The sequence below is a fragment of the Rhizobium sp. NPDC090275 genome (assembly GCF_044772225.1).
In the GTDB taxonomy this organism is placed as follows: domain Bacteria; phylum Pseudomonadota; class Alphaproteobacteria; order Rhizobiales; family Rhizobiaceae; genus Rhizobium.
On sequence record NZ_JBIVYL010000008.1, the window covers coordinates 315,367 to 324,542 of the forward strand.

Below are 9,176 nucleotides of genomic sequence, written 5' to 3' on the forward strand. Positions count from 1 at the left end.
CATGTCAAGCTGCCGTATCCTGAAGCGTTTCCCGTTTTAGTTCGTAGTCAGATTCGGCCGGGCGGCGAGCTCCCTACGCATCTTCGCGACGTCCCCTGGCTGAACGGGCTTGGCGGCGTTGCCCCAGCTGTTTCGAATGTAGGTAAGCGTCTCGGCAATCTGCCGATCGTCCATCTTCCATTCGAATGAGGGCATGCCGGCGCCGGTTGGCTTATCGTGTGTCGCAACCGCGCGGGCACCCACCAACATGGCGCGGATCAAGTTCGTCGCATCATCAGCCAAGATTGCATTATTGTTTGCAAAGGCGGGGATCATCGACTTGATGCCTTCACCCTGCAGGCCGTGGCACGCAGAGCAATTGACTTCGTAGCGGAGTGCCGCGGCCTTCATCGCGGGCTGCTCGGCCGGCACGGGGGCTGGCAGTTGGCTCGTGACGCCGCTGATGGATTTCAGGTACGTCGCGATCGCGTTGAGGTCGCTGTCCGTCAAGTACTGCGTGGAGTTCTCTACCGCTTCGGCCATGGGGCCGGATGCGATGGCGATGTCATTCGAGCCGGTCTTCAGATATTCTACGATGCTTTCGTTCGAGAGATGACCGAGCCCAGAATGCGGGTTTCCGGTTATATCCGGCGCATACCAATCGCCGAGATTGCCACCCTGAAGGAAGCGGCTGGCAATTTCGGCTCCCAGGTTGTTGCGCGGACTGTGACACGCGGCGCAATGACCACCGCCTTCGACAAGATACTTACCGCGGTTCCACGCCTCCGACTGCGAACTCTGTTCGCTAAAGCCTTTGTTGTCGAAGAACAGCATGTTCCACCCGGCCATGGCGGGACGGATGTTATAGGGGAAGCGCATGCCGGCATTCTCATCGACGGCATTTTTTACCGGCGTGACGGTCGACATGTAGGCCCAGAGATCGTGCATGTCCTGATCGGTCAGCTTGGCATAGGCCGTATAGGTCATCGCGGGGTAGAGGAAGCCCTTCGAGCCTTGGCCGTGCCGTACCGCATCAAAGAAGTCGCGTTCCGTCATCTTCCCAATGCCGGTATCCCGGTCGGGCGTGATATTCGACGACAACAGGGTGCCGAACGGTGTCTTGAACTCGTAGCCACCGGCGAAGGGATCCTTGCCGGGCACCGTGTGGCAGGCCATGCAGTCGCCTGTTCGCATGACATATTCGCCGCGCTTGATCGCCGCTGCATCCGTCGATTTGACGTCGACCAGTGCGGTCGTATCGTCGGCAACGGATGACCGGCTGGTATTCAACCGGTCATAGGCCCAGTACCCGCAGCCGGCAATGCCGAGAACGACGACGGCGCCAAGCGCTTGTTTCCAGTTCGCCATCGATCAGCCCTCCACCAGCGCGCCGGGGTTTTTCACATAAGTCTGGTGGATTGCCTGCGCCGTGCGGATCGCGAGTGCGCCGACGGTTCCTGTCGGGTTGTAGCCGGCATTGTTCAGGAAGGCCGAGGCGCCAACCACGAAGACGTTGTGGCAATCCCAGCTCTGCAGGTAGGTGTTGACGGCAGAGGTCTTCGGATCGGCACCCATGACCGCGCCGCCGATGACGTGGTCGGAGGCGACAACTGCCGTGGAGAAGGACTTCGCCGCGAAGTTGAACGGCGAGACCTGGGCAGCACCCATGGCCTTGGCCAATTCGACCGAGCGGTCCATGGTGAACTTCGCCATGTTACGGTCGCTGGTGGCATAGTCATACGTCAGGCGGATCAGCGGCACGCCGAACTTATCCCTGTAGTTGGGATCAAGATCCATATAGCCGCCCTTGACCGGCATGGAGCAGCCCTGATTGAAAAGCGTGCCGTAGTTCTGGTAGTATTTGGAATAAGCCTTCTTGAAGCCGGAACCCCAGCGCGGCGAGCCCGGCGGAATATTGTTGGCCTTGGCGATCGGCTGACCATCGCGCGACAGCGTCAGGATGCCGGCACCGCCGATGAAGTCCAGTTCGGAATGGTCAAAATTGTCGCCATTGTAGTCGTCGATCTGCGAGCCGAGACCACCTGCACCGATGAACGGATTGATCTGGTCGTCCTCGAACCACATGTCGGCGCCAGACACGGTCTGGAAGCTGAAGTTTCGGCCGACCACACCTTCCTGGGTGCGCGGATCATAGGGCTGGCCGATGCCCGAGGTCAGAAGCAGGCGGACGTTATCGACGATGAAGGCGGTCGAGCAGATGATGTCGGCCGGCTGTTCGACCTCGTTGCCCTTCGCGTCGATATAGGTGACGCCGGTCGCAGTCTTCCCGTCGCTGCTCTTGTTGATGCGCGTCACGCAGGCTTCGGTGATGACGGAGAAGTTTTCGCGCCGCATTAGTGTCGGGAAGATACAGGCCTGCGGCGAGGACTTCGAATAGTTGCCGCAGCCATAGTAGAGACAGAAGCCGCAATAGGTGCATGGACCCATGCTGACGCCGAGCGGGTTGACATAGGCCTGACTGATATTGGCGACCGGAATGGTGAACGGGTGCAGGCCAAGGTCCTTGGCGCCCTTGTTGAAGAGTTCCATCATGCGCAGCGTCTTCAGCGGCGGGGTCGGATAGTCGCGCTGGCGCGGCCCTTCAAACGGGTTGCCTTCCGACTGGATCTCGCCCTTGAGGTTGCCGGCCTTGCCGGAAATGCCGGCGATCCGCTCCCAGCGGTCGTAGAAGGGTTCCAGCTCGTCATAGGTGATACCCCAGTCCTGCAGCTGCATTTCGCCGTCTTCCGCGCGCTTCAGGCCGTACCGCTCGATTGTCTTCGAGCGAACCTGGAAGTCCCAAGGCGAGAAGCGCCATGCCATGCCGGCCCAGTGGAAGCCGGCACCGCCGACGCCACCGCCCAGTTCGTAGACGCCGAAGTCACGCTGCGGTACTGCAATCTGGTCGACGGTGTTTCTGAACGTGGTGGTGAGATCACGCGGTTTGCGCAGCAATTCCTTGCGGCTTGCCCAGCGCAGCTCGTCGGCGTCGACGGCAGGTGGGGTGTGGGTGGACGTATCGGTCCAGGGACCGCGGTCGATCGCAACGACATTGAGGCCGGCACGCGTCAGCTCTTCGCACATCAACGAGCCGGACCAGCCAAGTCCGATGACGACGACATCGGCCTTCGGGCGTTTCATAACCATAAGAATACCTTGAGGATTTTTCAGATAACGGGAAAAGATCAGTCGCGCGGGATCAGGCTGACGGGTTCCAGGCCAAGCTTCTGGCCGTTCTTGTCAGTATAGGCGCGGTAATCGTAACGAGCGCCGGGGAAGCCGATCATCTTCCAGCCGACCATGTCCTTGTTTCCGCCATAGAGCGGATCGGCGAAATAGCCTTCGCGAACATTCTGGAGCATCAGCTCGAAAAACGCCTTGGTGTTGATATCCGGACCGAGGCTGATCTTGCCGTTTTCCATGCCTTCAAGGATCTCGTCCTGGCGGTTCGGCTGCAGATCGGCGAAGGACGCGCCATCCGTCTTGCGGGCATAAGCCTCGAGTGCCTTCAGGCCGGTGTCGTAGCGCTCGCGCGGTGTAGCGATGAACTGCGGTACCTGCATCATCTCGTCAGCCTTCGGATCGAGCGGCTTGTCACGGTAGAGCGACTGTCCTTCTCCAAATGGCCCCGCCAGCTGGGCGTCGAGGAAGTCGAGACAGCCGGCCTCGCTTGCCGAAGGGCCAAGCTCATCGGCCGGCATCAGGCGATCGAACACTGCCTTCACCGTCTTGTAATCGGTGTCATCTGTGAGCGAGAGCCGGACCCCGCCACGGCGAATGCCTTGCGGCACGAAATCCGGGTTGAGCGCCATGTCCTCGGGATAACCGTGCATCTCGGCAGCCTTGGCGGGAACGGCGAGCGCCGGTGCGGCCATAATTGCACCGAGCGAGAATAATGCTTGTCGTCTTTTCATCGATTGCTTTCCATCGGCATGCGACAGCGACCACCGGAGGGACCGAGGGCAGGCTGTTTCTGGATTTGGGAGAAATCGTCACGGTCTACCCGGCCGGATGGACGGAGGATCCGCGACAACAGAAATTAATGTCAGGGGAGGGAATTCGACAGATGGGTGCCGAAAAGACAGAATAACTCTGTGTATCTCTGTGGGTGGGGACTGGTGATAATGTTTTGCGACATCGATACCTCGTGCCTCCCACCCGACTTATTATGCGCCTCGACGAGACGCGACAAGACGCCGCAAGCCGAATTCGGAGGGCGGTATAAAAACTCTCTCAATTTGAATGAGAGAATGAAATGTCCATGCATCGCTAGGGCGCGGGAAGGCAAGTTGAAGCCATTCAACACGCGGTCGATAAAGCCGGAAAAGCTGAGGCGGACGCAACGGTCGCCGAATGCACACCTCGTTCGCTGTGCGACCCGAGTGCGATAGAGACGAGAACGATTCGCTGCCGTGGAATTGCCCCGCAGCCAACATCCTTTTGAAGTCGAATCCCGGCCCAAACCGGTCTACCGGTCGTTGTAGCGGCACGCCGCTACGGCCGATTTTCGGAACGTTGGCGCAGTTGATTCAAATATGGACTTTGGCATCTTCTATTCGGTGACGTCGATGACGATTCTCCCGAATGCTCCTGGATCCAGATGGTCGAAGGCTGCCGGGAGATCGGCGAAAGAATAGGAAGAATCAAGAATAGGTAGGACAGGTGTCTGGTCGATCGCTCTGACGAAGCTCGCCAACGCCATTCTGCTCGCGGTTCCAATGCCGCGAACTGCTATGCCCTTGAGCATCAGCGGGATCGCAGGCGCACTGATATCCCATCCGACGAGCGCACCAATCTGAAAGGCGTGACCAAACATACTCGGCGAGCAAGCCGGCGTAAAAGCCACCCAAGATCGGGTCGGCAGGCATGGCGTCGCCGCGGCCCTATGCCGGCGAAATTGATCGCCGGGTCATAGCGCTGAAGGCCGCGGATTGCTCAGATTCGGCCGCTCTACAGTTTCGGATGTTCGCCGTGGAAGTCGGTGTTGTTCTGATAAACGGAGGCGATCGCGAGCAGATCGACTTCGCTGTCCTCGCGTCCCATCAATTGCGCGCCGACTGGCAATCGATCCCTATCGAAACCGATTGGAAAGCTCAGGGCGGGCAATGCAGCGAGACTGGGTATGCATGTGAAGCGCATATTACCTGTGAGCGTGCTTTCCAGACTATCACCGATCATAATTGTGTCTTGGCCTATCAGCGGCGCAGTGAAAGGCAGCGTCGGTGTCAGGATCACGTCGACATCGCAGAAGTGGCGGTCAATCTGCTCGCGCAAATAGGTTCGGTAGCGTTGCGCTTGAATGTATTCAATCGCCGTGAACGTCATACCTGCGTGCAGCAGGATACGCACATCCTCACCGTAGTGGACAGCATGCTCGCGGATCTGTGCGTCATGGACAGCGCTTGGTTCGGCTGCATCGACAATCACTTGCGCATCGACAGCGACCTCAAGCCCATCGAGTTTTATGGTCTCGATAATCGCACCAAGCGTCTCAAGTGTCTGCAGCGTCTCGCGGAAGCACTTTTCGACATCGGGCTGCAAGCGATCGAAACTGTAGTTCTCGATCAGTCCGATCTTCAGTCCGCGGATATCCTTGCGCACCGCCGTCTTGTTGTGTGCGATACCGGATAAAGTTGAGAAAAGAAGTGAGCAGTCCGCCGCGGTGCGGGCCATAGGGCCGACCGTATCCATGCTCCAGGCGAGCGGATAGACCCCTTTGGTGCTGATACGGCCGACGCCAGGTCGAAGGCCGGTAATGCCGTTCATGCTCGCGGGCAGCCGCACGGATCCGCCGGTGTCAGTCCCGAGAGCCGCAAATGCACCGCCGGCGGCCACCGCTGCGCCCGATCCACCGCTTGAGCCGGCTGGAATTCGATTTCTGTCCCAGGGGTTTCGGCATGGCCCATAGTGGGGATTGTTCGTGGTTCCGCCCCAAGCAAATTCATGCATGTTGGTCGAACCGACGATAATCGCGCCCGCCTGCTTCAGGCGCCGCGTGACCTCGGCATCGGCTACGGCAGTGTTGTTCGAGAGCACCTTACTGCCCGCAGACATGACTTCGTTCTGAACATCGACATTCGCCTTGACGGCGACTGGCATGCCGTGGAGAGGCCCAAGGTCGTAGCCATTGTCGAGCAAGGTCTGATGTGCTTCGGCCAACGCCAGCGCCTTAGTGCCGTAGACATCTGAAAAAGCTGCGAGGTCTCGGCTTGAAGCTTCCTGCTCGAGGCAGGTGCGGACGAGGTCCACCATCTTGACTTCGCCGGAACGCAAAAGCTGTCCGGCCTCAGCGATGGAAAGGCGCGTGAGGTTCTGCATGACTATCTCTTCGGTGTATGATGAGGGCGGCTTTACCGCGCTAGGCAGGGTTCCGCCAAAGGCGCTCTGAGGAGACGAAAGCGGTTATCGGCGAGAGGCTCGCCGTTGAATTTCGACGCATAAAGGCACTCAGGTTGTCGGCCCTTTGCGCCCAAGCCTCAACTGTCGACCGGACTTCTTCCGCGTGGCTCTCGGCGATCGTGCCTATCATCTGAATGCGTGCTTCGATGGTGATCGACATCATTATAACTCCAGGGGATGATTGGCGGGAGCGTCTGTCACTCCCGCCTGATGCGTCACTTCATTTTGGCGTCGGCGATCTCTTTCGCCTTTGTCGCCAACTCGACGTTGACATTGTTCTCGTACGACGTCGCGTCGGACGGGTATTCCTTCACGTTCTTGGCGTAGAGGGCGATGTTGAGATTGTTGTCCCAGGCCTTCTTTGAAACGAGGACGTTCTCCGGATATCCCTTCGCGTCGATCTCGCGTTTGACGGCTTCTGCAACGATCTCCTTGGGTAGATTCGGGAAGTATTTTGCAGCGATATCGACAGTTTCGTCGAAGTTTTTATAGATAAAGCGCGAGGCCATCTCGAAGCCGGTAACCACGCCCTGGGCCGCTTCCGGGTTCTTCGAGATATATTCCTTCGTCGTCGTCAGGCTGGAGAAGGCGAAGGGGTACCAATCCTTGTTGGCAGAGAAGGAATAGACCGAACTCAGGCCATTCTGACGGATGCTCTGCGTGACCTGAGGCTCGACGGCGAGCGCGTAGTCGGCGCGATCACTAACGATGGCGGGGACTTCGTTGCCGATAGCCACATTGACGAGCTTCACGTTTTCGAGCTTCTGCTGCTTGACCAGGTAGCTCATGAAGGCCCACGTCGTGTCCGGTTCGGGGCTGGTGATGACGCGCTTGCCGGAAAAGTGGGCAAGGTTATCCTGGATCGAGGTCGCGTCCTTGCCGATAACGAACACTGTCGGTGCATCCTGAATGCCTGCAACGACCACGCCGTCGCCGCCGTTCTCGCGGCTCTTCGGCACGAAAATCGGATCCTGGATCGAGAAATCTGCCGAACCGCCGATGACCGCCGCCCAAGACTGCGCACCGCCGCCGCCGGTCGAGATCTTCACGTTAACGCCGTTCTCTTTGAAGAAACCTTTCTCCTGAGCGACATAAAGTGGCAAGTAGAGCAGTGACTGGAACGCCTGGTTGATGCGAACTTCGGCTTCCTGCGCGTGGGCAGGTGCGAGAGACGAAGCAACCAGAATTGCAGCCAAGGCAGAAGTCGCGGCCAGCTTATGAAGAGATGCAATGCGCATGCTATTTCCTTTCCCAGGAGAGAACGAAGCGTTCGAGGAGATTGATGAGGGCATTGAAGACAAGCATCATGACCATCACCAGCGCGACGCCGGCGAGGACGATGTTCATTCCGAAGTTGGAAGAGCCGAGCAGGATCATGTGACCGACGCCGGCTTCGGATGAAATGTATTCGGCAACGATCGCACCGACGAGCGCGAAGCCGACATTGAGTTTAAGGCCCGACATCACCCAGGTCATCGCCGAGGGAACGACGAGCTTGGCGAAGATCGCAGAGCGCGGCGCATTGAAAGAACGCATCAGATTGATGAGGTCTTCATCGGTCCGCAGGGCCCCGCGATAAGCGGAGGTGGCCTTTGGAGCGAGGATCATTTCGTGATCTACTACAAGGACGGCTCGGTTCCACAGCCCGGAATCGCGCCGCTCGGCAAGATTGCAGGCGATGCGTCTATATTCGACCGTCCAGGGCCGATCGCTGTGCAAATCGAGCGCATCGATTAATGGTCAGCCGACTATCTATGTCGTTCCTCACAGTTGACGACCGCGGCCGACGATAGCGTTCGCCGCGGTGCAATTGTTTTCAGCGTCCAACGACAGACCATACCGACGACACCTTTGGAATCCGGCAGCCGCAGGTACTTTTCGAATTTTCTAGTCAAGCCCTTCGCCGATGTCGCCACGCCACCAACGATGAAGCCGGTCCCGATCAAGATGGCGATATAGGAACCGAACGGCTGCGACATGACCCATTGGGCGAGGCCTTTCTCACCGGAGCCTTCGCTACCGCCTGCGCCGCCAATTGCGTGGCCAAGCGCGTAGCCAGCGAGCCCGAGATAAGTGATGGCGCTGCCGAGCATCGCCGCTCTGATCACGATGGCTTTCCGATCCGTGCCGTGACCGTCGCTGTCCGCGAGTGACTGCGCCAAGCGCCAGGCAACGAAGCCGAGAAGTCCAAGACCTATGAGACCGACCCAGACACGACCGAACGGTTGCTCGAGCAATGTGAAAACCGCCGACTTCGTGTCTGCCTTACCTCCGGCTACTCCCGATAGAAGCGCGAGCCCGGCAACAAGGAGAAAGACGATCCCGCGAGCGGCGTAGCCTGACCGGGCGAGAAGTTCGAAGTTGGGTTTGCGGGGCATGAGGGCATCCTGATGGGTCGTGTCTCAGGAAACGCGCGGTATCGGAAAAGGTTGTCGGTCGCGATGAAATGTGCGTGCCATCGAACGTCAAGCGGCTGGGAGATGATCAACGGCGCGGCGTCGATGACATCATCATTGCAATGACTTGATGCAGAAATCTATCGCCGAAGATAAAGAACGCGGGCGAGCATTTGGCTAGACGAATCCAATCAATTGTTCGCCCGTAGCTTGTTTCGTTGGACGCGACATCTACAGTGGCCGAGCCTCCCAATCGGGGCGAACATCAATGGCGAAGTTCCATAATGTTGATTATCGCGTTTTGTGGTGTAAGGGCTATTTAGTAATGCGACAGTTGGGCCAGTTAGAGATGCGACAGTCTCGCCTCTCGACGCACTGGTCAAAGCCAACGTTGGGAGCAAG

The 9,176-nt window shown here is 58.5% G+C and carries 8 protein-coding genes and 1 pseudogene; 1 reads left to right on the plus strand and 8 read right to left on the minus strand.

The genetic code is table 11. The features are described 5' to 3' along the window. Positions 1–36: 36 nt before the first annotated feature. From ACIQUB_RS21575 to ACIQUB_RS21605, 7 genes are all read right to left on the minus strand, one after another. Positions 37–1,347: a c-type cytochrome gene (locus ACIQUB_RS21575; protein WP_402931966.1), complete on the minus strand. Its 1,311-nt coding sequence runs from the start codon at positions 1,345–1,347 to the stop codon at positions 37–39. A gap of 3 nt (positions 1,348–1,350) precedes the next feature. Then, positions 1,351–3,120 carry a GMC family oxidoreductase gene (locus ACIQUB_RS21580; RefSeq protein ID WP_402931995.1) on the minus strand — a complete coding sequence of 590 codons (1,770 nt, stop codon included), beginning with the start codon at positions 3,118–3,120 and terminating at the stop codon, positions 1,351–1,353. 44 nt (positions 3,121–3,164) lie between these two features. Next, positions 3,165–3,893, minus strand: coding sequence for a gluconate 2-dehydrogenase subunit 3 family protein (locus tag ACIQUB_RS21585; RefSeq protein ID WP_402931968.1), 729 nt, complete (start codon positions 3,891–3,893; stop codon positions 3,165–3,167). A 638-nt stretch (positions 3,894–4,531) separates the two neighbouring features. Continuing rightward, entirely contained in the window at positions 4,532–4,795 is a 264-nt protein-coding gene (locus ACIQUB_RS21590) for a hypothetical protein (protein ID WP_402931970.1), read from the minus strand. Between the two features lie 134 nt (positions 4,796–4,929). Beyond that, the gene (locus tag ACIQUB_RS21595; RefSeq protein ID WP_402931972.1) at positions 4,930–6,297 is read right to left on the minus strand and encodes an amidase; all 1,368 of its coding nucleotides are present in this window, start codon (positions 6,295–6,297) and stop codon (positions 4,930–4,932) included. Positions 6,298–6,593: 296 nt separating this feature from the next. After that, entirely contained in the window at positions 6,594–7,616 is a 1,023-nt protein-coding gene (locus ACIQUB_RS21600; protein WP_402931974.1) for an ABC transporter substrate-binding protein, read from the minus strand. 1 nt (position 7,617) lies between these two features. Then, on the minus strand, positions 7,618–7,986 hold the full coding sequence (locus tag ACIQUB_RS21605; protein WP_402931976.1) for an ABC transporter permease: 369 nt from the start codon (positions 7,984–7,986) through the stop codon (positions 7,618–7,620). Between the two features lie 3 nt (positions 7,987–7,989). Here ACIQUB_RS21605 and ACIQUB_RS21610 point away from each other — a divergent pair, with 3 nt between their 5' ends. Beyond that, positions 7,990–8,115, plus strand: a complete 126-nt coding sequence (locus ACIQUB_RS21610; RefSeq protein WP_402931978.1) for a hypothetical protein — start codon at positions 7,990–7,992, stop codon at positions 8,113–8,115. Positions 8,116–8,195: 80 nt separating this feature from the next. Here ACIQUB_RS21610 and ACIQUB_RS21615 read toward each other — a convergent pair. Beyond that, positions 8,196–8,756 (minus strand): annotated as a pseudogene (locus ACIQUB_RS21615) (DUF1206 domain-containing protein); the annotation flags it as partial. Positions 8,757–9,176: the final 420 nt, after the last annotated feature.

Excerpts from the sequence above, each read along its gene's own strand:
- ACIQUB_RS21580 (WP_402931995.1), bottom strand. The coding sequence starts at position 3,120 with ATGAAACGCCCGAAGGCCGATGTCGTCGTCATCGGACTTGGCTGGTCC.
- ACIQUB_RS21600 (WP_402931974.1), bottom strand. The coding sequence starts at position 7,616 with ATGCGCATTGCATCTCTTCATAAGCTGGCCGCGACTTCTGCCTTGGCT.
- ACIQUB_RS21590 (WP_402931970.1), bottom strand. The coding sequence starts at position 4,795 with ATGTTTGGTCACGCCTTTCAGATTGGTGCGCTCGTCGGATGGGATATC.
- ACIQUB_RS21595 (WP_402931972.1), bottom strand. The coding sequence starts at position 6,297 with ATGCAGAACCTCACGCGCCTTTCCATCGCTGAGGCCGGACAGCTTTTG.
- ACIQUB_RS21585 (WP_402931968.1), bottom strand. The coding sequence starts at position 3,893 with ATGAAAAGACGACAAGCATTATTCTCGCTCGGTGCAATTATGGCCGCA.
- ACIQUB_RS21605 (WP_402931976.1), bottom strand. The coding sequence starts at position 7,986 with ATGATCCTCGCTCCAAAGGCCACCTCCGCTTATCGCGGGGCCCTGCGG.
- ACIQUB_RS21575 (WP_402931966.1), bottom strand. The coding sequence starts at position 1,347 with ATGGCGAACTGGAAACAAGCGCTTGGCGCCGTCGTCGTTCTCGGCATT.